Origin of the sequence: Mycobacterium sp. UM_Kg1, assembly GCF_000972925.1 — a bacterium.
Lineage (GTDB): Bacteria > Actinomycetota > Actinomycetes > Mycobacteriales > Mycobacteriaceae > Mycobacterium > Mycobacterium hiberniae.
Window position 1 is genome coordinate 1 of record NZ_JRMK01000080.1, and the last position, 20,545, is coordinate 20,545.

Here is a 20,545-nt window from a genome sequence, read left to right on the forward strand (position 1 = left end):
CTCCCGCCGAGGTGGCCAAGTGGGCGGACGTGATCATGCTGCTCGCGCCCGACACCGCTCAGGCAGAGATCTTCGCCAACGACATCGAGCCCAACCTGGTGGCCGGCAACGCGCTGTTCTTCGGTCACGGCCTGAACATCCACTTCGGCCTGATCAAGCCGGCCGCCGACATCACCGTCGGGATGGTCGCACCGAAGGGGCCGGGGCACCTGGTGCGCCGGCAGTTCGTCGACGGCAAGGGAGTGCCGTCCCTGATCGCGGTAGCGCAGGACCCCAACGGTGAGGGGGAGGCGCTGGCCTTGTCGTACGCCAAGGGCATCGGCGGTACCCGGGCCGGCGTCATCAAGACCACCTTCAAGGAAGAGACCGAGACCGACCTGTTCGGTGAGCAGGCGGTGCTGTGCGGTGGCACCGAAGAGCTGGTCAAGACCGGTTTCGAGGTCATGGTCGAGGCGGGCTACGCCCCGGAGATGGCCTACTTCGAGGTGCTGCACGAGCTCAAGCTGATCGTCGACCTGATGTACGAGGGCGGCATCGCGCGGATGAACTACTCGGTGAGCGACACCGCTGAGTTCGGCGGCTACCTGTCCGGGCCGCGGGTCATCGACGCCGGCACCAAGCAGCGGATGCGCGAGATCCTCGCCGACATCCAGGACGGCACCTTCGTCAAGCGCCTGGTGGCCAACGTCGAGGGCGGCAACAAGGAACTCGAAGGGCTGCGCAAGCAGAACGCCGAGCACCCCATCGAGGTCACCGGCAAGAAGCTGCGCGACCTGATGAGCTGGGTGGACCGGCCCATCACCGAAACCGCATAGGCGTTTTCGGAGCGGCCAGCCGCTGCCGGAGACGAAAAGACGAGTGGCCCCTTCCGCAAGGAAGGGGCCACTCGCTTTGTTCGGTGGTGGTTACACGCCGCCGCCCAAGCCGCCCAACAGGCCGTCGAAGATGGCCGAGAAGTCGATGTTGGCGAACAGGTCGGAGAAAATTGCCGAGAAGTCGATGTTGTCGAAAATCCCGGAGAAGTCGATGTTGGCGAACAGATCCGAGAAGTCGATGTTGACCAGCAGGTCGCCGAGGCCGGCGAAGATGCCGGACAGGTCGATGTTGGTCAGCAGGTCGCCGAGGCCGGCGAAGATGCCGGTCAGGTCGATGTTGGCCAGGAAGTCGCCGAAGCCGGCGAAGATGCCGGACAGGTCGATGTTGGTCAGGAAGTCGCCGAAGCCGTTGAAGATGCCGGCCAGGTCGATGTTGGTCAGGAAGTCGCCGAGGCCGGCGAAGATGCCGCCCAGGTCGATGTTGGTCAAGAAGCCGCTCAGACCGGCGAACAGGCCGTCGAAATCGATGCCGTTCAGAAAGTCGCCGATACCGCCGAGCGGGCCGGCGTCGGCGGTCAGTTCGATGGCCGGCATGTGCACGGGGGCCGGGGCGACGACCACGGGCGTGGCGGCGATCGCACCGGCGCTGATGACTGCGGCTCCCGCCAGGGCCAGGGGCCGAAGGGTGATGTTCATGGCTTGCTCCTCCATTGCTCGTGACTTGCGTCACTTTGGGGCGTTGCTGTCGCGCCCGACACAAGTTAGCTGAGGCTACCGCAAAGCTGGCAGATTGTCTCTATTGGCCTGGGAGAAAACTATGTAAACGCTGAATCTCGCCCCGGACTTTATTAGTTAGCCAAGCTGACCGGTGCCTGGTAGCCAGACCGGTCAGGGCGCCAGGCTGGGCAGCCGGCCGATCCCGAACTCGCGCCGCAGCAACGTCCGGGCGGCGTAGAAGCCCGCCATACCGTGAACTCCCGCCCCGGGTGGGGTGGCCGCCGAGCACAGGTAGACCCCGGGAACCGGCGTGCTCCACGGGTTCAGCCGCGGTGTCGGGCCGGCAAGGGCGCGCACCGCACTGTTACCCCCGGCGGCGATGTCGCCGCCCACATAGTTGGCGTTGTGGTGCGCCAGCTGGGCCGCCGGCACCGACCGTGCGGCAACCACGATGTCGCGAAAACCGGGCGCGAAGCGCTCGATGCCCGCCGTGACGACCTCGGTCTGGTCGAGGGTCGAACCGGCCGGGACGTGAGCATAGGCCCACATCGGACGGCGCCCGGCGGCGTCGATGCGGGACGAGTCGACCAGATGAGGCAGTGCGGCCAGGATCATCGGCTGCTGCGCGTGCCGGCCGGCGGCGACCTCTGCCTCGGCGCGGGCCATCTGTCGGCGGTCGCCCCCCAGGTGCAGCGTGGGCGCCAGCGCCAGCCGCGGATCGCGCCACGGCACCTCGCCGGAGAGCACGAAGTCGACCTTGGCCGCCGCCGATCCGAAGCGATAGCGGCGCAGCGCCGTGGCGTACCGGGCCGGCAGGGCGTCGCCGTAGACCTTCAGCAGCTCGGTGGGCGCGGTGTCGAACAGCACGACGCCGCCCGGCGGTGTGGTCACCGGCGCTCCGGCGGTCAACTGGCCGCCGTGGGCGCTCAGGTCGGCGATCAGCGCATCGGTGATGGCTTGGCTGCCGCCGACGGGGATGGGCCAGCCGACCGTGTGTCCCAGGGTCGCCAGCATCATGCCCGCACCGGCGGAGGTCACCGACGGCAGTCGCGAGATCGTGTGCGCCGCCACCCCGGTGTAGAGGGCGCGCGCGTCCTCGCCGGGCAGCGTCGCGTTCCAGGCCGGGCCGGCCTGTGCGGCCATGCGCAGGCCCAGCCGGGCGACCGTCGCGATACCGGAGGGCACCGACCTCTTGTCGCCCAACAGGAATTCCACGACGGACCGGCTGTCGGCGACCAGCGGACCCAGCAGCCGGCGCCAGGCCGCGCCGTGCTCCAGCTCCGCGCAGGTCCGCTCAAGGTCGCGGTAGGCGATCGCTGCGGGCCGGTCATCCAGCGGATTGCCGTAGGAGATCTCGGGGGAGGTCAGCTGCACACCGCGGGCGGCGAGATCGAACTCGGCGAAGAACGGCGACGCCAGCCCGAGTGGATGTACCGCTGAGCAGATGTCGTGGGACACGTCGCCGAATTCCGGATCGGCGGCGGTGCGAGCGCCGCCGCCGAAGGTGGGTTGGGCTTCCAGAACCTGAACCGACAGGCCTGCCCGGGCACAGATGACGGCGGCGGCCAAGCCGTTGGGTCCACTACCGACGACGGTGACGTCCATTCGTCGATGGTAGGGACCGGCTTCGGCCGGTACCCCCGAGTGCCCGTAATCGGCAATCCCGGACGAAGACGCCGAGCGCAGCCCACTAGGCTGTCCGGGTGACTCTGCCCGTGGTATTGATCGCTGACAAACTCGCCCAGTCCACCGTCGCCGCCCTCGGCGACCAGGTCGAGGTTCGCTGGGTGGACGGCCCGGACCGGGAAAAGCTGCTGGCCGCGGTCCCGGAAGCGGATGCGCTGCTGGTGCGTTCGGCCACCACCGTCGATGCCGAGGTCTTGGCGGCCGGCACGAAGCTCAAGATCGTCGCGCGCGCCGGGGTCGGCCTGGACAACGTCGACGTCGAGGCCGCCACCGCCCGCGGGGTCCTGGTGGTCAACGCGCCGACGTCGAACATTCACAGCGCAGCCGAGCATGCGATCGCGCTGATGCTCGCCGCCGCCCGGGAGATCCCGGCCGCCGACGCCTCGCTGCACGCCAAGCAGTGGAAGCGGTCGTCGTTCTCCGGCACCGAGATCTACGACCACACCGTCGGGGTGGTGGGCCTGGGCCGTATCGGGCAGTTGGTCGCCCAGCGGCTGGCCGCGTTCGGGGCCCACATCGTCGCCTACGACCCGTACGTGTCGGCGGCCCGCGCCGCCCAACTCGGCATCGAGCTGCTGCCCCTCGACGAGCTGCTCGGCCGGGCCGACTTCATCTCGGTGCACCTGCCGAAGACCCCGGAAACGGCGGGACTGATCGGCAAGGAAGCCCTCGCCAAGACCAAGCCCGGGGTGATCATCGTCAATGCCGCCCGCGGCGGGCTGATCGACGAGCAGGCACTGGCCGACGCGATCACCAGCGGCCACGTCCGGGCCGCCGGCCTCGACGTGTTCGCCACCGAGCCCTGCACCGATTCGCCGCTGTTTGACCTGCCTCAGGTGGTGGTGACTCCGCACCTGGGCGCCTCGACCGTCGAGGCGCAGGACCGGGCCGGCACCGACGTCGCCAAGAGCGTGAAGCTGGCGCTGGCCGGCGAGTTCGTTCCCGACGCGGTCAACGTCGGCGGCGGCGCGGTCAGTGAGGAAGTCGCACCCTGGCTGGACCTGGTTCGCAAACTGGGCCTGCTCGCCGGTGCGCTCTCCGACGGGCTGCCGGTATCGCTGTCGGTGCAGGTGCGCGGCGAGCTGGCCTCCGAAGATGTCGGTGTCTTGCGACTGTCGGCGCTGCGCGGACTGTTCTCGGCGGTCATCGAAGACCCGGTGACGTTCGTCAACGCCCCGGCGCTGGCCGCCGAGCGCGGTGTGGACGCCGAGATCGGCACCGCCACCGAAAGCCCCAACCACCGCAGCGTCGTCGAGCTCCGGGCGGTCACCGCCGACGGGGCGGCCGTCACCGTGGCCGGCACGCTGTCGGGCACCCAGCAGGTGGAGAAGATCGTCGAGATCAACGGCCGACACTTCGACCTGCGGGCCCAGGGCGTCAACCTGATCATCAACTACTCCGACCAGCCCGGCGCGCTCGGCAAGATCGGCACGCTGCTGGGTTCGGCGGGCATCAACATTCACGCCGCCCAACTGTCCGAAGACGCCGAGGGCCCCGCGGCGACCGTGCTGTTGCGGGTGGACCGACCGGTTCCCGCCGAGGTGCAGTCGGCGATCAGTGCCGCGGTCGGTGCCAACAAGATTGAAGAGGTAGACCTGTCATGAGCCGCAAACTCGCTGTGATTCCCGGCGACGGGATCGGCCCGGAAGTCATCGCCGAGGCCGTCAAGGTGCTCGACGCGGTACTCCCGGGCACCGAGAAGACCGAGTATGACTTGGGCGCCAGGCGGTACCACGCCACCGGGGAGATCCTGCCGGATTCCGTGCTCGAGGAGATCCGCGGCCACGACGTGATCCTGCTGGGCGCGATCGGCGACCCGTCGGTGCCCTCAGGTGTCCTGGAGCGCGGCCTGCTGCTGCACGCCCGCTTCGCTCTGGATCACCACGTCAACCTGCGTCCCAGCCGGCTGTACCCGGGCGTGGACAGCCCGCTGGCCGACCCGCCGGAGATCGACTTCCTGGTGGTGCGTGAAGGCACCGAGGGGCCCTACACCGGCAACGGCGGGGCGCTGCGGGTCGGCACGCCGCACGAGGTCGCCACCGAGGTCAGTGTCAACACTGCGTTCGGGGTGGCCCGGGTGGTCCGCTTCGCCTTCGAGAAGGCCCGTGCCCGGCGCAAGCACCTCACCCTGGTGCATAAGAACAACGTACTGGCCTATGCCGGCTCGCTGTGGACCCGCACGGTGGCCGAGATCGGCAAGGAATACCCCGACGTCGAGACCGCCTACACCCACGTCGATGCCGCCACCATCTACATGGTCACCGACCCGGGCCGCTTCGACGTGATCGTCAGCGACAATCTGTTCGGCGACATCATCACCGACCTCGCGGGTGCCGTCTGCGGCGGTATCGGCCTGGCGGCCAGCGGCAACATCGACGCCACCGGAGTCAACCCGTCGATGTTCGAGCCGGTGCACGGTAGTGCCCCCGACATCGCCGGGCAGGGCATCGCCGACCCGACCGCCGCGGTCATGTCGGTGGCCATGCTGCTGGGTCACATCGGCGAGCACGATGCCGCCGCTCGGGTCGACGCGGCTGTTGCGAAGCACCTGGCCACTCGCGGCGGGCAGAAGCTGTCCACCGCGGCCACCGGTGAGCGGATTCTGAACCTGCTCTAGGGGCGTGTGTTCGGGCCTCACGCTCCGAGGTCGACCGCCAGGCGTGCCGCGAGGTCGGCAACGGTGGTGCCGAAGGTTTCTCGTGCCCGCAGGGTGCCTGCGGCGGTGTCGATGTCGATGACGGCGCAGTCGGTGTAGACCCGGCTGACACAGCGCAGGCCGGTCAGCGGATAGGTGCATGACTCAACCAGTTTCGCGGCACCGTCCTTGGTGAACAGGTCCATCATCACAAACACGTCCTTGGCTCCGATCGCCAAGTCCATGGCGCCTCCGACGGCGGGAATCGCACCCGGCTCCCCGGTGTGCCAGTTGGCCAGATCCCCGTGTCGACTGACCTGTAGCGCGCCCAGAACGCACACGTCGAGGTGGCCGCCGCGCATCATCGCAAAGGAGTCGGCGTGATGAAAGTAAGCGGCACCCGGCATCTCGGTGACCGGAATTTTGCCGGCATTGGTCAGGTCGGGATCGATGTCGCCGTCCCGCGCAGCGGGTCCCATGCCCAGCATCCCGTTTTCGGTGTGCAGTATCACGGCGTCTGCGGCCGACAGGTGATCGGCCACCAGCGTGGGTTGCCCGATACCGAGGTTGACGTAGGAGCCGGCGGGGATGTCCCGGGCGATGACGGCGGCGAGTTCGTCGCGGGACAGGGGTCCGCGGTTCGGGTGCTCGACTGCTGCGGTGAGCGGTGGGTTCACGACCTGGTCTCCAGGATTCGATCGACGTAGATTCCGGGCGTGACAATGGCTTCCGGATCCAGATCGCCGATGTCCACCACCTGGGACACCTCGGCGACCGTCAGCGTGGCGGCGGTGGCCATCACCGGACCGAAGTTGCGGGCGGTCTTGCGATACACCAGATTTCCCGCGCGATCGCCGATATGGGCACGGATCAGTGCGACATCGCCGTGAATGGGGTATTCCAGGGCGTAATCGCGGCCGTTGATCTTCCGGATCTCCTTGCCCTCGGTGAGCGGCGTGCCGACACCGGTGGGGCAGTAGAACGCCCCGATACCGGCGCCGGCGGCGCGTATGCGCTCGGCCAGATTGCCCTGCGGCACCAGCTCCAGGTCGATCTTGCCGGCTCGATAAAGACCGTCGAACACATACGAATCAGGTTGGCGGGGAAACGAACAGATCACTTTGCGGACCCGGCCGGCGGCCAGCAGCGCGGCCAGGCCGGTATCACCGTTGCCCGCATTGTTGCTGACGACGGTCAGATCGCCGGCACCCTGGGCGATCAGGGCGTCGATCAGCACGGTGGGCATCCCGGCCATCCCGAAGCCGCCCACCAGGATCGTGGCGCCGTCGGTGACTCCGGCCAGCGCCTCTGCTGCGGACTGGCAGATCACGGTGCGGCTCAACGGCTGTCCCCGGCGTCGTCGTGCTCGGCGAGTACCTGCGCGGCGATGCGAAAGGCGGTGTTGGCATCGGGCACACCGCAGTAGACGGCGGTCTGCAACAACACCTCCTTGATCTCGTCGTTGCTCAGGCCGTTGCGCCGTGCCGCACGCAGATGCATCGCCAACTCCTCATGGTGGCCCCGAGCCACCAGTGCGGTCAGGGTGACGATCGAACGGCTGCGCCGGTCCAGGCCGTCGCGGGTCCAGATGCTGCCCCAGGCGTAGCGGGTGATCAACTCCTGAAAATCGGCGGTGAGGCCGGTGCTGCCCGCGATCGCGCGGTCGACGTGGGCGTCGCCGAGCACGTTTCGGCGCACCGACATGCCGGCGGCAAACGCCGGGTCCCGCACCGTGAGATGGTCGCGAATCAGGTTCGCCGTCGCCCCGGGAGCTTCGGCGGGTGCCAGGTGGCCGACGCCGTCGAGCACCACCAGGCGCCCGTGGGCGACCCCGGAGGCGATGCGGCGCAGCAGTTCCGGGGGAGTGGCAGCATCGTCGGAGCCGGCGACGGCCAGCACCGGCGTAGCGATGCGGTGCAGGGCTGCGGTGACGTCGAAGTCAGCCAGCGCCTCACACGCCCGGGCATACGATTCGTCGTCGGTCCCAAGCAGCGCATCCACCAACGCGGCGGCGAGTTCGGGTTGCCGATCGGTGAATCCGGGTGCGAACCAGCGTTGCACGCTCGCGTCGACGACTGCGGTGGTGCCCGATGCACGCACGGTGGCCGCACGCGCGGCCCAATCCTCCGGCCGCCCGATGGTGGCCCCGGTGCACAGCAGTGTCGCGCTCGACAGTCGCTCGGGGGCATCCAGTGCCAGCTGCAGACCGACCGCGCCGCCGATGGAGTTGCCCGCGTAGTGAAACGCGGCCCGTGGCGCGATCTCATCGACCACGGCCAGTACACCTGCCGCCAGGTCCGGGATCCGGAACGGTGCTGCCGGACTGTTCCCGTGGCCGGGCAGGTCCCAGCCGACGACGCGCAGGTTCTCGGTGAGCCGTTCAGCGGCCGAGCTCCACAGCGCGGTCGCCGAGGTGCCGAGCGACGGCCCGAGCAGGAGCAGGTCCGCGTCGCGGGGTCCGCCGAAGTCGGTGGCGGCCAAGCGCGGCGCGGTCATGTTGCCTCCCCAAGGTGTTGGTGTGCGCGTTGTAGTGCGGCATCGATGAGATGGCTGGCCGGTCCGGTGTAGTCGCCGCGTGGCGCACGCCCGGTCAAGTCGGTCATCGTCCGCTGCTCCCCGAACAGGTCACCGGCGGCGGCCAGGTTCGCCGCGGCGCGATCGGTGTCGATGACCAGCCCGGTGAGCAATTCGGTTGTCTGCACTGCCGCGGCGACGGCACGCCGCGACAAGGTTCGCAGCAGCGCCCACTCGGCGTGCCAGCCGCCGTCGGCGCGCTCGTCGATACTGGCCGCCGAGGCGGCGTGCAGCCCGGCGGCCAGTGCTGGGGCGCTCAAGCCGGTGCGGCGAATCAGGATGGACAGCACCGGGTTGCTCTTGTGCGGCATGGTCGACGAGCCGCCGCCGTGGCCCTCGGCCAGCTCGCCGATTTCGGGCCTGCTGCCGGCGGCAACGTCGTTGGCGATGTGTGACCAGGCATCGCAGCAGGTCACCAGGGCATCGCCCACCCGGGTGATGACCGACCGGGTGGTGTGCCAGGGCGGACTGTCGGCCAGCCCCAGGGACGACGCCAGCCGCCCGGACAGGGCCAGTGCCGCGGCGGGTGAGCCGGCCAGCTCGGTGGCGGCGGCCATCGTTCCCGCGGCGCCGCCGGCCTGCACCGCAAGTGCCGGCAGGGTGGCCAGGCAGTCGGCGCCGTCCAGAACCCCGGTGAGCCAGTGGGCGAACTTCACGCCGGCGGTGGCGGGCAGCGCGGGCTGAGTCAGGGTCCGGGCGAGCATCGGGCTGTCGCGATGGGCTTCGGCCAGCTCGGCCAGTAGCCGTATCTGCGCGCTGAGCTGGCCGCCGATGCGGTCCAGTGCGTCGCGCAGACACAGCATCAGCGCGGTGTCGAGCACGTCTTGGCTGGTCAGCCCACGGTGCAGCCAGCGGCCCGGTTCACCGCCGCTGCGGCGCCGCAGCAGGTCGACGACCGGGACAACCGGGTTGCCCGTGGCTTCGGCTGCGACGGCGAGCGCCTCGGCGTCGGCGGGCGCGATCGCCGAGGTCAAGTCGGCGCGTGCCGAGGCCGGTGCGATGCCGGCTTCGACCAGCACACTCAGCCAAGCATTTTCGACCCGGACCATGGCGGCCAGAAACGCCGCGTCACTGAAGGTCTGCCCTGCCCGGTGGTCGCCGGGCCACAACAAGTCGGTCACGGCTGCCCCCGGTAGGCCAGGAACACCGTCTCGTCGGCGCCCTGCATCCGGATGTCGAACCGGAAGCCGTGTTCGTCGGGAACCGCGACCAGTGTCCGGCGCCGTTCGGCCGGTAGCGAGTTCAGCAGCGGATCGGCCTCGAGCCGATCGCCGGGCAGATAGACCCGGGTGAACAGGCGGTTCAACAGTCCGCGCGCGAACAGTGTGACGGCGATGAACGGGGCGCCGCCGTGGGCCGATCCGGGTGCGACGGTGCTGAAGCGGTAATGACCGTCGGTATCGGTCTCGGCGCGTCCCCAGCCGCTGAAATGCGTGCTGTCCCGGTGCAGCGAACCGCACGACCTCGACACGGTGCCGTCGGCGTCGGCCTGCCAGATCTCCAGCAGCGCATCGGGAACGGGAGTCCCGGCGCCGTCGGTGACGGTGCCGTGCAGCGTGATGGCACCGGGCGAGCCGGGTGCCACCAGTTCGTTGCCGCGCTCGACGGGGAGCGCGAAGCCGAAGAAGGGCCCGATGGTCTGCCCCGGGGTGGCCGTCAGCCTGCTCATCTCGGCTCCTCGAAAGGTGTGGTGGCCGAGCCGGTGAGCACAATGTCCCAGCGGTAGCCGGTGGCCCATTCGGGAGTGGAGACGTCATGGTCGTAGGCCGCGACCAGCCGGTCGCGTGCCCGCGGGTCGGTGATCGACTGATAGATCGGATCCAGCGGCAGCAGGGGGTCGCCGGGGAAATACATCTGGGTGATCATCCGCTGGGTGAAATCGCTGCCGAACAGCGAGAAATGGATATGGGCGGGCCGCCACGCGTTGTGGTGGTTGCGCCAGGGATACGGACCGGGCTTGATCGTGGTGAACCGGTAGAACCCGTCGTCGTCGGTGAGGCACCGCCCGGCCCCGGTGAAATGGGGATCCAGCGGCGCGGGATGCTGATCGCCCTGGTGGATGTAGCGGCCACTGGCATTGGCCTGCCATATCTCGACGAGTTGGCGGCGCACCGGCCTGCCGTCGCCGTCGAGTACCCGACCGGTCACCACCGTTCGCTCACCGATGGGCTCGCCGGCATGCCGGGCCGTCAGGTCGGCGTCCAGCGGATCCACGTCGGCATCGCCGAAGCACGGAGCCCACAGTTCGACGGCTTCTGGATCCACCAGGTGCAGAGCACTTTTGGGGTGGCGCAGCACGCTGCTGCGGTAGGGCGGATAGTCCAGTGTCGGCTGGCTTCCGGCAACGCCGGCGCGCGAGTAACCGGCCTGGATCGCCGCAATCTCCGCGCTGATCTGCGCCTGACCGGTCATAGCCACACGGTATCGGCAGCGGCGGGCGGAATGAAGGATCGACGAGCAATACCCATCGGTTGCGCTCAGGGGGCTTCCAGCCGGGCGACTTCATAGCGCCAGGCAGCGTCGGTGGTGAATGACGGTCCGAGGTCGGGCAGGTGTGCCCAATCCGCGTCGCCGATCGGCGTGCACGTGCCGCCGGCGGAACGGATCCGCAGCGCCATGGAAGCCAGTTGGTCGAGGCTGATCGCCTGCAGAACGGCCTGGGCCACGGTGGCGGCGGCACTGGTGATGCCGTGACCGCGGCAGATCACCACGGGCTTCCCCGACATGGCTGCCACCATCTCCTTGCCCAGTTCCGCGGTGTGGATCAGAACCGCCCTGGGGTAGACCGGGATGCCCCGGCGCGCGAGCCATGCGCCGGGGATGTCGTAGGCGCCGTAGATGGGCTCGATCGTGATGCCGGCGAGGTCGGCGGCCACCACCGCCGGCGGGTGCAGATGCGCCACGGCTCGGTGTTCGGGATGTGCCAGCAGCGTCTCGACGTGGATCGGCAACTCGTTGGGTGGCCGATAGCCGTCCAATTCCCCGGAGGCGCCCGGCGTTCCGTCGAAACGGATGAGCCGAATGTCATCGGGGCGGGTGTATGCCACTCCCCGGTCGGAATCGCTGCGGCACCTGATCAGGAGGTGATCGTCGTCGATGCGGGCACTGATGTGCCCGAGGATTCCATCAACCAGGCCACGCGCCGCAGCCACGCGGCACGCCTGGGCGATCTCCGCTCGCGCTGCAGCCAGATCTGTGCTCATGCGTCAACCCCTTGGGGACGGTTGTGCGCCACCCATGCCGAACCCGCCGTCGGGGTGGATGCTTCCGGAGGTTATGCCGCGGGAGCGGTCGGATGCCAGGAAGACGAAGCTCCAGGCGTGGTCCTGTGGCGTGAGCGCGACGTGCAGCGGGGTGCGCGCCGCCAGATCACGCGCCCGATCCGGGGTGTCGTCCAAGCGGACATGGTCCAGCGACAGGTTGTGCAGACCGCGCAGGTCGGTGTTGAGAGTCCCCCCGGGGGCGACACCGTTGACACGGATGTGCGGGGCGAGTTCGTAGGCGAGGCTTGTGACCAAGCCGCGGACGGCGAACTTCGATGCGACGTAGAGGACCCCGCCGCGTCCCGCGTAGTACGACGACGCGGACTCGGTCAGCACGATCGACGAACCCTGCTGGGCCTGTAGCGCCGGAACGGCGGCCTTCACCGACTGCAGGTGGCTCAGCACGTTTGTGGTGAACATCTCCTCGAACGCCGGCGCCAGATCCTGGGCAGCGATGTCGGTGATGCCCTTGTAGAAGTCGAAGATGCCCACGCAGCACACCAGAGTGTCCAGGCCGCCGAAAGCTGCCACGGCGGCGGCGACGGCCCGTTCGTTGGCCGGTGCCGTGGTCGCGTCGCCCTGCGTCACGACGACGTGCGGCAGTTGGTTCTCCAGCGCAGCGCATTTGGCCGGGTCGCGCTCCAACACCGCGACCCGCGCACCCTCGTCGAGATAGGCGTCGACAACCGCACGGCCGATACCGGAGCCGGCGCCGACGACAAGCGCCCGTTTGCCCTCCAGCCAGCGCGTCACGGCAGGTCGCTGTCGTCGGTGAGCAGTGGTTGTTGCAGGTTGCCGACCATCGCGGCCAGTGTGTAGTCGTTCTGCCAGGTCAATGCCTCGACCTCCAAAGCGTCGAGACTGATCCAGCGTCCCGATTTGGCAGCTGTGATGAGCAGCCTGGAACCGTTTCGGGTGTCGACCCGGCGCAGCGTCACTTCGGTGAATTCGTTGGCGATGCTTATGGGCTCACCCACCGCACCGGCCAGAAGGTCGTCGAGTGTGCTCATAGGAACACCGCCAGGTTCTGCATGCGCAGGACGGACTCGTCGACATAGATGGTTCGACGCGCCAATTTCCAGCCCTGATCGGTCAGGCGCAGCAGGTCTTCCCGTCCGCAGGACACCAGCGCGGCCTCGTTCACATCGCCACGGCTGCGAAAGAGCAGCTCGGCGGATTCGACGATCAGATGTGCGTCGTCGTCGCAGGCGAATGTCCGGACGTTGGTGATGTGGTGGCGCAGCCGTGACGGAGGGTCTTCGGTCCACGCGTGTTCGGTCGCAAAGCGCGCGACGCGCCTGTTCAATGAGTATTTGTTCTCATCGAAATGGGCCATGCCGGGGGAGGTGTCGAAACCCGCACCCGCGGCCGTGGTCACCCGAACGGGCATGAAGTAGTGGATGTCCTCGGTGAGGGTGTCGAGCCATTCGGAGTACTGCTGGGCATCGAGCAGGTAGGCCTCATCGACCAGGAACTGATGCGCCTGCAGGTGCCGGGAATCGTTGAACGGCAAGGGCCTACCCACCCGGACTTTCGTCGGCGCATGATCGCCCAACACCGCCGACTTCCAGGGTGTGTCGGCATCCGGCCGGGGGGCGTGGCCGCCCCGGTCTTGCGCAGTGGCCGTCATAGCTGGGCCTCCTTCACGGTCGGCTCGCATCGCGGTGCGCCGTTGGTCTGAACCAGGGGGGTGATCGACTCGCGGTGGGTGCCCATGGCTGCCGGAGTGCTCGCCACCGGGGGCAGCTCAAGGTGATCGGCCCACATCCGCAGGATCGCCCGCTGGTTGTTCTCGTTGTAGCCGACCTGGGCGGTGCCGGGACCGTGGAAGCGCTCCGGCGGCAACGCATCCACGACGGGGGTGTCGTCGGCGAGCAGACCCATCCGGCCGTTGAGCAGCAGTTGCCGGGCCATCGATCCGCCGGCGGTATTGGTCAGCGAGACCCAGTTCTCCACGTCGTCCTGTTCGAACATGCCGGTGGAGCCGAAGCACATCAGATAGGCCTTGTAGGAGTCCTTTTTGAACTGCTCGGGAGCTGCCGCGTCCACGGCGAACCACGAGTACACCTCGGTTTCGTTCTCACTGATCGGCTGCCAGGTGCGAATCGAGATGAACGGCAACACGTCTTCGCTGTCTTGAATCTTCGGCCAGTTGTGCACCAGGCTCATGTTGGGAAAACATGAGGCCGCCGAGATCATGAAGCCGTCGTCGCTGACCAGGCGCTGGTGGTCAGGCGACCACACGTCCTTGATGCGGTCCACCATCTCGTCGGGGTAGCCGACGTAGCGCATCCGCTCCTCGAAGGTGCCCGGCGGCAGCTTGTAGGTCGTTCCGCCGCCGCAGGTAGCCCAGTAGGTCGCCCCGTCTTTGCGCTTCTGCGCCTTGGGTTCCCGGAACAACCCGATGTCGACGACCGAGGCGTGGGTGTGCGGTGTGTGATACATGTCCCCGGCGAAGTTCTCGACGCCGATCTTCCAGTTCGCCTTGATGCGCCACCGTTGCGGGCCGCGCACCTGCAGGCCGGCTCGGCTCTGCCGGCTGTAGAAGTCCAGATAGAAGGTGAAGTCGCCGAGAAACTCCTCGAGTGCAGGAGCCTCGGGGTCGAGGCTGATGAAGATCAGGCCGTTGTAGCTGGCCAGATTCGGTGCCGGTAACAGGGTTTGGCCCCGCTTGGAAACCCCCGCCTCGCCGCCGTAGGCCTCCTGATGGAAGGGCAGGCCGGTGATCCGGCCGTCGTTGCGGTAGGACCACCCGTGGTAGGGGCACCGGAAGTTCGAGGCGTTGCCCATCTCCGCACGGCAGATCTGCATCCCGCGGTGCAGGCACATGTTGAACATTGCCCGCACGTCGCCTTTGGAGTCCCGCGCGATGATGAACGAGTCGTTGAGCAGGCGGCGCACCACGTAGTCGCCGTTCTGCGGGATCTCCGATTCATGCGCCACGAACATCCAGGCCCGGCGAAAGAGCCGTTCTTTTTCCAGTTCGAAGATCTCGGCGTCGTTGTAGATATGTGCCGGGATCATTCCCCGCCTGACCTCGTCGAGGACCTGCCGGTGATCAGTCATCGATTGCGACTCCAGTCTTTCAGGACCCACGGTGTCTGTTGTGCAGAAAACGATGCCGCGGTGTGGACCAACCTTGCCAGGAAGGGCCGGTGCAGGTCAACAGCACTGCAACGGCGACCGGTATAGCACTCTGGACTGGCGCTGATCGGGCCGCTGGCGGCTGCGACCGGCCTGCGCGCCGGGCACGGCCGACGCGCGTCGGCCGTGTCCATGCACCGCGATGGTGGCGTAGTGTTTCTGTTATGCAGAGAAAGTCCCCGCTTCCGCCCGAGGCGGCTGCCGGCCGGGCCGGTGTCGAAGGGGACGTGCCGCAATATCCCATCGGATCGGTGGACCGAGCGCTGCAGCTCATCCTGTTGCTGGGCGAGCAGCCGCAGATCCGGCTGACCGACGCGGCGAAGCACTTGAAGGTCGCGTCATCGACCGCTCACCGGCTGTTGGCCATGCTGCAGTACCGGGGGTTCGTCCGCCAGGATCCGGCGTCCAAGGCTTACTTCCCCGGGCCTGCCCTGATGAGCGTTGCGTCTTCGGTGTTCAACCGGATCGATATCGAGGGTGCGGCAAAACCGGTGTTGCAGAGCCTCAGTGAGCGCCTGGGGGAGTCGGTCCATCTGGGCATGCTCGAGGGCGCCAATGTGCGGTTCATCGCCGCGGCCGAGGGGCCGACCGCGGTTCGGGTGGCATCACGGCACGGTCGCGCGATGCCGGCGCACTGCACCTCGACCGGTCAGGCCCTGTTGGCGCAGCTGTCCGACGCGGACTTCCTCCGGCTGTACCCCGATGAGCAGCTCCCGCGCCTCACGGCCCATTCCGTGGGCACCCGGACTGAGCTGCAGCGGGAACTGGCTCGGGTGCGACAGCAGGGATATGCGGTGAACCGCGAGGGCAGCGAGGACGGTGTCGCCTCCGTGGCGGTGAGGATCGCGGCCCGGGCGCCCGGCGTGTTGCTGGCGCTGAACGCCGCTGCGCCCATCCACCGACTCAGCGCTGCGCAGTACGACGGGGTGGCCGATGTGCTGATCGAGGCGGCCACCGAGATCGGTGCCCGGATCGGTTGACCGAGCGTCGGTGCGGCTGTCGGGAATTGGCTGCGCTAAACCGGGTGAAACACGCGGCTGGCGATGAAGGTCGGTCGGGCAGCGGTGCCGCCGAACGGCTCCACGAGAGCGTTGTCCACGCTGTTGTAGACGATGAACACGTTCGAGCGCGCGTACGGGGTGATATTGCTGCTCGACCCGTGCATGCAGTTGCTGTCGAAGAACACCGCAGAGCCGGCGGGGCCGGTGACCTGCCGGATGCCGCACCGATCGGCCAGCCAGCTCAGACTCGCGTCGTCCGGGGTGCCGATCCGTTGCTCGGTGAGAGACGAGCGGTAATGGTCCGGGGGCGTGCTGCCCGGGCAGGAGACGAACCAGCGGTGCGAGCCGGGCATGATCATCAACGACCCGTTGGTGTCCAGGTTCTCGGTCAGTGCCACCGACACGCTGACGGCGCGGGGAGCCGGCATGCCGTCTTCGGCATGCCAGGTCTCAAAGTCGGAGTGCCAATAGAACTCCCGGCCGTTGAAGCCCGGCTTGAAGTTGACTCGGCTCTGGTGCACATAGACATCGGAGCCGAGCAACTGGCGGGCCGGACCCACCAGGCGCGGGTCGGCGACCAGCGCCGCGAAAGCCGGGCTCATCCGGTGCACCTCGAAGATCGACCGGATCGCGGCGCTGTCGCGTTCGCAGATCGAACGCTCGTCGGCGGCCAGGGCGGCGTCGGAGCACAGGCGGTCCAGTTCGTCGCGCAGGTCGGTCACGATCTCGGGGCTCAGCAGGGCGGTGACGGTCAAGAAGCCGTCCGTGTCGAACTGCTCGACCGCGGCCGGGCTCAGCGGACCGCCGTTGGTACCGGGTGCCCATACCACCGGGTGGCGGCGGGGCTCGAGGCCGATCGCGACGTCGTTGCGGGTGGGATAGCGGTCGGCGACGGCAGTCGTCACGACGCGGTCTCGTGGGGCTGTTCGGCGAGCAGGGGGTAGGCGCCGTTCGCGTCGTGCACCTCCTGGCCGGTCACCGGCGGGTCGAAAACGCACACCATGCGCAGGTCGGTGTGGGCCGTCACCCGGTGGCGCTCATGGCCGTCGAGCAGATACAGGGTGCCGTCGCGTAACGGGTGCACCTCGCCGGTCTCGTCGTTGATCAGCTCGCCTTCTCCGCCGACGCAGTACACCGCCTCCACATGGTTGGCGTACCACATCGAGGTTTCGGTACCGGCGTAAAGACAGGTCTCGTGCAGGGAGAACCGCTGGCCGTCACGGGCCAGCAGCAGTCGCCGGCTGTTCCAGGTCTTGGACGCGACATCGCGGTCGGTGCCCTTGATCTCGGCGAGGGTACGGACAATCATCGGCCGGCTCCTGACGTGGTGGCGGTGAGTTCACGGGCGGCGACGGCTTGGACCGACGCAGCGATGATCAGCAGTCCCTCGGCCAGGTCGTCGTCGTCGATGACCAAGGGAGGCATCAGTTTTACGACTTCGCCATCCGGGCCGGAGGTCTCCAGCAGCAGGCCGCGTCCGAACGCCTCGCGGCACACCGCGCCGGCCAGCTCCGGGCGGTCGAAGGCCACCCCGCGGATCAGGCCGCGGCCCCGGACGGCGGCACCGGGGATCGGATCCACCACGTCGCGCAATGCCTGCTCGACCAGTTCGCCCTTGCGCAGCACGGATTTCTCCAAACGATCGTCCGTCCAGAAGTTCAGCGCCGCTGCGGCCGTGACGAACGACGGGTTCTGGCCGCGGAAGGTGCCGTTGTGCTCGCCGGGCTCCCAGACGTCCAGTTCCGGCTTCAGCAGCGTCAGCGCCATGGGCAGCCCGTAGCCGCTGATGGATTTGGAGAGGCAGACGATGTCGGGGACGATGCCGGCGGCCTCGAAGCTGAAGAACGGTCCGGTGCGTCCGCAACCCATCTGGACGTCGTCGACGATGAGCAACAAGTCGTGGCGCCGGCACAACTCGGAAAGGCCGCGCAGCCATTCCAGGCGCGCCACGTTGATGCCGCCCTCGCCCTGGACCGTTTCGACGATCACCCCCGCGGGGTCGTTGAGACCGCTGCCGCTGTCCTCGAGCAGGCGCTCGAACCACAAGAAGTCGGGAACCACGCCGTCGAGATAGTTGTCGTAGGGCATCGGGGTGGCGTGCACCAGCGGAATGCCCGCCCCGCCCCGCTTCATCGAATTGCCGGTGACACTCAGCGAGCCCAGGGTCATGCCGTGGAAGGCGTTGGTGAAGCTGATGATGCTTTCCCGGCCGGTGACCTTGCGCACCAGCTTCAGAGCCGACTCCACCGCGTTGGTTCCGGTCGGTCCGGGAAACTGGACTTTGTAGTCCAGCTCGCGTGGCTTGAGGATCACCTTGTCGAAGCGCGTGAGGAATTCGGCCTTGGCCGTGGTGTTCATGTCCAGGCTGTGCACCACCCGATCCGAACTCAGGTATTCCAGCAGTGGAGCCTGCAGATCGGGGTGGTTGTGGCCGTAGTTGAGCGCACCGGCGCCGGCGAAGAAATCCAGGTACTGCCGGCCGTCGACATCCCACATCCGAGAGCCGACGGCGCGGTCGAACGTCACCGGCCATGACCGGCAATAACTGCGCACCTCGGACTCGAGCGCATCAAAAATCGTCATAGTTCCCCCGTCCGTCGGTTGCTGACAACGGAACGGAACGACAGGTCGCCATCACACTCGTGCCGTGGGTGATTCTCGGCTCGACCCGCCACCCCGTTCGGATCCCCCCGCCTACCTCTCCCGGGGCCCACGGTTATATGTTCGTGACCTTACCGAGACCAATCTGTTATCTCAACCCGGGTCACGCCTCACAGGCGTCGTGGTGGTACCCGAAGCGGTCCGATGCGAAACAGTTCTTCTGCCAGATGGGATTCGGCGAACAAGCCCGCTTCGAACAGCTCGGAACACGCCAGCGGCGCCTCCCACCGGCGCGCGAAGGCCGTGAACAACCGCCGGCTCGCGGCGTTATCGGGTGTGATCGAGGTCTCAACATGCGTAACGCCCGCAGCGACGTGCCTGGAAGCGAGGTGATCGAGCATCAGACCGGCCAGTCCGGCTCCGCGGTGCGCGGCGTCGACCGCCACCTGCCAGATCATCAGGACCTCCGGATGCGTGGGGCGCCGATAGCCGGTTACGAAGCCGCCCGGGTGCCCGTCGACCGCGGCGATCACCGACGTGGCCGCGAAATCGCGGCACCACAGCAGGTAGGCGTATGGGGCATTGACGTCCAGAGTCGCGCTGTCGACGGCCATCCGCCACAGGCGCGGGCCGTCCGCCACGGTCGGAGTCCGAAGCCGGACACGATCCGTATCGGTCATCGCTTCGACGGTACTGGGCGGCCGCCCTCAGGGCGCGGCAGGCGGGCTGGGCGGTGGCGCCGGCGGCATCCGCAGGGTGCGCAGCGCCTCCAGCGGTGGGCGACCTTCGGGTTCGGCCTTCACCGGGACCAACCGCAGTGCGGCCAGCGGAAAGAGTCCGCACAGCGTGAACGACAGCGGGTAGCCGACGGCGCCGATCAATGCGCCGAAAATCGGGGGAGCGATTCCGGCGGTCAGCCGCTGGGTGGTGTTCTGGATGCCCAGCGCGCGCCCGCTCCAGTACGGTCCCGCCATCTCGGCCACCGCGGTAGAGGCCAATCCGTTGTCCAGCACGGTGATCACCGCCGCGACCACCATCGCGGCTTCGGCAAGCCGGGAGTGCAGGTGATCGGTGGCCCCCAGAGCCAGCATCGCGAGCGCTCCGGCGACGGCGAGGCCGCGGATCGGGCGCAACCGCGACCCCACGCGGTCCGACCACCGGCCGGCAGCCACCCGGCCCGCCGCGCCGAGCAGCTGCGACACCGTGACCAGCCCACCCGCGGCGGCGATCGACCAGTGGGTGTCCACTATCAGCCACACCAACATGAAAGTGGCGAGCACACACTGCGGCACCATCAGCAGCGCCGAGGACAAGTGGATGCGCCACAACACCTTCGAATTGCGGTACGGGCTGGCCAGTTCCGCGCCGGAGGCCGTCGACCGCGGCCTGCGCGGCGGATCGACCACGCCGATCACACACGCCACCGCTGCCACCGCGGTCAACGTCGCCGGGAACATCAGTGCCCGCGCCAGTCCGTGCTCAGCCAACTCGGGAATCACCTCGGCCCCCAGCGCGATTCCCAGGGGCTGTGCGGTCTGGCGGATGCCCATCACCAGTCCACGCTGGTGCGGTGGAAACCAGCCCGTCACCAACCGGCCGCTGGCGGTGTTGGCGCTGGCGGCGGCCATACCACCCAGAAACAGGAAGGCGCCGACGCCGATCAGCGAGTGCGCCGACGCGGCGGCGAACGTGGCCAGCGCCGTCAGCGCCGAACCGACACTCAACACGATGCGCTCGCCGACTCGGTCCAGCAGAGCGCCCCACGCGAACAGCGTCAAGACCATGCCGAAACTGGGCATCGACGCCAGCAGGCCGGCCATCGCCAGGTTGGTCTCCCGCTTGGTCTCCAGCATCGGGATGACGAAGGCGATGCCGTTGATGAAGACGAACGAGCACAACGTCGCCAGCAGGGCGACGACCATCACCGACCAGCGAGCGGCTGTGCCGATCGACTCGGTGGACATCCGACCATGCTTCCACAGCTGGCCTGGCAGGACGGCGAAGCTGGGCTGGTCGACGCGCGACCCGCTTCGCCCGGCTCCGCCGCGCTTGCGGTCGGCTTGGGCTGGTTGATGGCGACCCGCTTCGCCCGGCTCCGCCGCGCTTGCG

The 20,545-nt window shown here is 68.1% G+C and carries 22 protein-coding genes; 4 read left to right on the plus strand and 18 right to left on the minus strand.

The genetic code is table 11. The features are described from left to right. On the plus strand, positions 1–815 hold an 815-nt coding region (ilvC, locus tag LI92_RS13355), incomplete at its 5' end, for a ketol-acid reductoisomerase (RefSeq protein ID WP_046319610.1). Positions 816–905: 90 nt separating this feature from the next. Here the strand turns inward: ilvC and LI92_RS13360 are convergent. Continuing rightward, a complete protein-coding gene (locus tag LI92_RS13360; RefSeq protein ID WP_152665466.1) occupies positions 906–1,511 on the minus strand; it encodes a hypothetical protein in 606 nt (201 codons plus the stop codon). A 192-nt stretch (positions 1,512–1,703) separates the two neighbouring features. Continuing rightward, the gene (locus LI92_RS13365; protein WP_046319612.1) at positions 1,704–3,137 is read right to left on the minus strand and encodes a phytoene desaturase family protein; all 1,434 of its coding nucleotides are present in this window, start codon (positions 3,135–3,137) and stop codon (positions 1,704–1,706) included. Positions 3,138–3,235: 98 nt separating this feature from the next. Between LI92_RS13365 and serA the strand changes: the two genes are divergently transcribed. Then, positions 3,236–4,822: a phosphoglycerate dehydrogenase gene (gene serA / locus LI92_RS13370; protein WP_046319614.1), complete on the plus strand. Its 1,587-nt coding sequence runs from the start codon at positions 3,236–3,238 to the stop codon at positions 4,820–4,822. After that, the gene (locus tag LI92_RS13375) at positions 4,819–5,835 is read left to right on the plus strand and encodes a 3-isopropylmalate dehydrogenase (RefSeq protein ID WP_046319615.1); all 1,017 of its coding nucleotides are present in this window, start codon (positions 4,819–4,821) and stop codon (positions 5,833–5,835) included. The genes serA and LI92_RS13375 overlap by 4 nt, the downstream gene beginning before the upstream one ends. A 17-nt stretch (positions 5,836–5,852) precedes the next feature. On the opposite strand, the gene LI92_RS13380 is transcribed toward LI92_RS13375, so the two are convergent. The 11 genes from LI92_RS13380 to LI92_RS13430 form a co-directional block, all read right to left on the minus strand. Continuing rightward, a complete protein-coding gene (locus LI92_RS13380) occupies positions 5,853–6,482 on the minus strand; it encodes a 3-oxoacid CoA-transferase subunit B (protein WP_204368893.1) in 630 nt (209 codons plus the stop codon). Positions 6,483–6,526: 44 nt separating this feature from the next. After that, positions 6,527–7,195, minus strand: a complete 669-nt coding sequence (locus LI92_RS13385; protein ID WP_046319618.1) for a 3-oxoacid CoA-transferase subunit A — start codon at positions 7,193–7,195, stop codon at positions 6,527–6,529. Then, a complete protein-coding gene (gene pcaDC, locus LI92_RS13390) occupies positions 7,192–8,349 on the minus strand; it encodes a bifunctional 3-oxoadipate enol-lactonase/4-carboxymuconolactone decarboxylase PcaDC (protein ID WP_046319620.1) in 1,158 nt (385 codons plus the stop codon). Before pcaDC ends, LI92_RS13385 begins: the two co-directional genes overlap by 4 nt. Then, positions 8,346–9,548: a 3-carboxy-cis,cis-muconate cycloisomerase gene (gene pcaB / locus LI92_RS13395; protein WP_046319622.1), complete on the minus strand. Its 1,203-nt coding sequence runs from the start codon at positions 9,546–9,548 to the stop codon at positions 8,346–8,348. Before pcaB ends, pcaDC begins: the two co-directional genes overlap by 4 nt. Continuing rightward, positions 9,545–10,096 (minus strand): protocatechuate 3,4-dioxygenase subunit alpha, encoded by a 552-nt coding sequence (gene pcaG / locus LI92_RS13400; protein WP_046319624.1) that lies wholly within the window; start codon positions 10,094–10,096, stop codon positions 9,545–9,547. The genes pcaB and pcaG overlap by 4 nt, the downstream gene beginning before the upstream one ends. Further along, positions 10,093–10,839 carry a protocatechuate 3,4-dioxygenase subunit beta gene (gene pcaH, locus LI92_RS13405; RefSeq protein ID WP_046319626.1) on the minus strand — a complete coding sequence of 249 codons (747 nt, stop codon included), beginning with the start codon at positions 10,837–10,839 and terminating at the stop codon, positions 10,093–10,095. The genes pcaG and pcaH overlap by 4 nt, the downstream gene beginning before the upstream one ends. A 65-nt stretch (positions 10,840–10,904) precedes the next feature. Next, positions 10,905–11,630, minus strand: a complete 726-nt coding sequence (phtC, locus tag LI92_RS13410) for a 3,4-dihydroxyphthalate decarboxylase (protein WP_046319627.1) — start codon at positions 11,628–11,630, stop codon at positions 10,905–10,907. 3 nt (positions 11,631–11,633) lie between these two features. Further along, positions 11,634–12,443 (minus strand): 3-(cis-5,6-dihydroxycyclohexa-1,3-dien-1-yl)propanoate dehydrogenase, encoded by an 810-nt coding sequence (gene hcaB / locus LI92_RS13415; RefSeq protein WP_046319629.1) that lies wholly within the window; start codon positions 12,441–12,443, stop codon positions 11,634–11,636. After that, the gene (locus LI92_RS13420; protein ID WP_046319630.1) at positions 12,440–12,700 is read right to left on the minus strand and encodes a hypothetical protein; all 261 of its coding nucleotides are present in this window, start codon (positions 12,698–12,700) and stop codon (positions 12,440–12,442) included. The genes hcaB and LI92_RS13420 overlap by 4 nt, the downstream gene beginning before the upstream one ends. Next, positions 12,697–13,320: a 3-phenylpropionate/cinnamic acid dioxygenase subunit beta gene (locus LI92_RS13425; RefSeq protein ID WP_082109705.1), complete on the minus strand. Its 624-nt coding sequence runs from the start codon at positions 13,318–13,320 to the stop codon at positions 12,697–12,699. The genes LI92_RS13420 and LI92_RS13425 overlap by 4 nt, the downstream gene beginning before the upstream one ends. Further along, positions 13,317–14,756 carry an aromatic ring-hydroxylating oxygenase subunit alpha gene (locus LI92_RS13430; RefSeq protein ID WP_046319632.1) on the minus strand — a complete coding sequence of 480 codons (1,440 nt, stop codon included), beginning with the start codon at positions 14,754–14,756 and terminating at the stop codon, positions 13,317–13,319. The genes LI92_RS13425 and LI92_RS13430 overlap by 4 nt, the downstream gene beginning before the upstream one ends. A gap of 242 nt (positions 14,757–14,998) precedes the next feature. On the opposite strand from LI92_RS13430, the gene LI92_RS13435 reads away from it, so the two are divergent. Beyond that, the gene (locus tag LI92_RS13435; protein ID WP_082109706.1) at positions 14,999–15,814 is read left to right on the plus strand and encodes an IclR family transcriptional regulator; all 816 of its coding nucleotides are present in this window, start codon (positions 14,999–15,001) and stop codon (positions 15,812–15,814) included. Positions 15,815–15,849: 35 nt separating this feature from the next. Here the strand turns inward: LI92_RS13435 and thpD are convergent, their stop codons facing one another. The 5 genes from thpD to LI92_RS13460 all read right to left on the minus strand — a co-directional run bounded on the left by thpD (position 15,850) and on the right by LI92_RS13460 (position 20,400). Continuing rightward, positions 15,850–16,740, minus strand: a complete 891-nt coding sequence (gene thpD, locus LI92_RS13440) for an ectoine hydroxylase (protein ID WP_046319635.1) — start codon at positions 16,738–16,740, stop codon at positions 15,850–15,852. Beyond that, positions 16,737–17,144, minus strand: coding sequence for an ectoine synthase (locus LI92_RS13445; protein ID WP_046319637.1), 408 nt, complete (start codon positions 17,142–17,144; stop codon positions 16,737–16,739). The genes thpD and LI92_RS13445 overlap by 4 nt, the downstream gene beginning before the upstream one ends. Continuing rightward, a complete protein-coding gene (gene ectB / locus LI92_RS13450) occupies positions 17,141–18,418 on the minus strand; it encodes a diaminobutyrate--2-oxoglutarate transaminase (RefSeq protein ID WP_046319639.1) in 1,278 nt (425 codons plus the stop codon). The genes LI92_RS13445 and ectB overlap by 4 nt, the downstream gene beginning before the upstream one ends. A 188-nt stretch (positions 18,419–18,606) precedes the next feature. Continuing rightward, entirely contained in the window at positions 18,607–19,116 is a 510-nt protein-coding gene (gene ectA / locus LI92_RS13455) for a diaminobutyrate acetyltransferase (RefSeq protein ID WP_046319641.1), read from the minus strand. Between the two features lie 27 nt (positions 19,117–19,143). Next, entirely contained in the window at positions 19,144–20,400 is a 1,257-nt protein-coding gene (locus LI92_RS13460; protein ID WP_046319643.1) for an MFS transporter, read from the minus strand. Between the last annotated feature and the right edge of the window lie 145 nt (positions 20,401–20,545).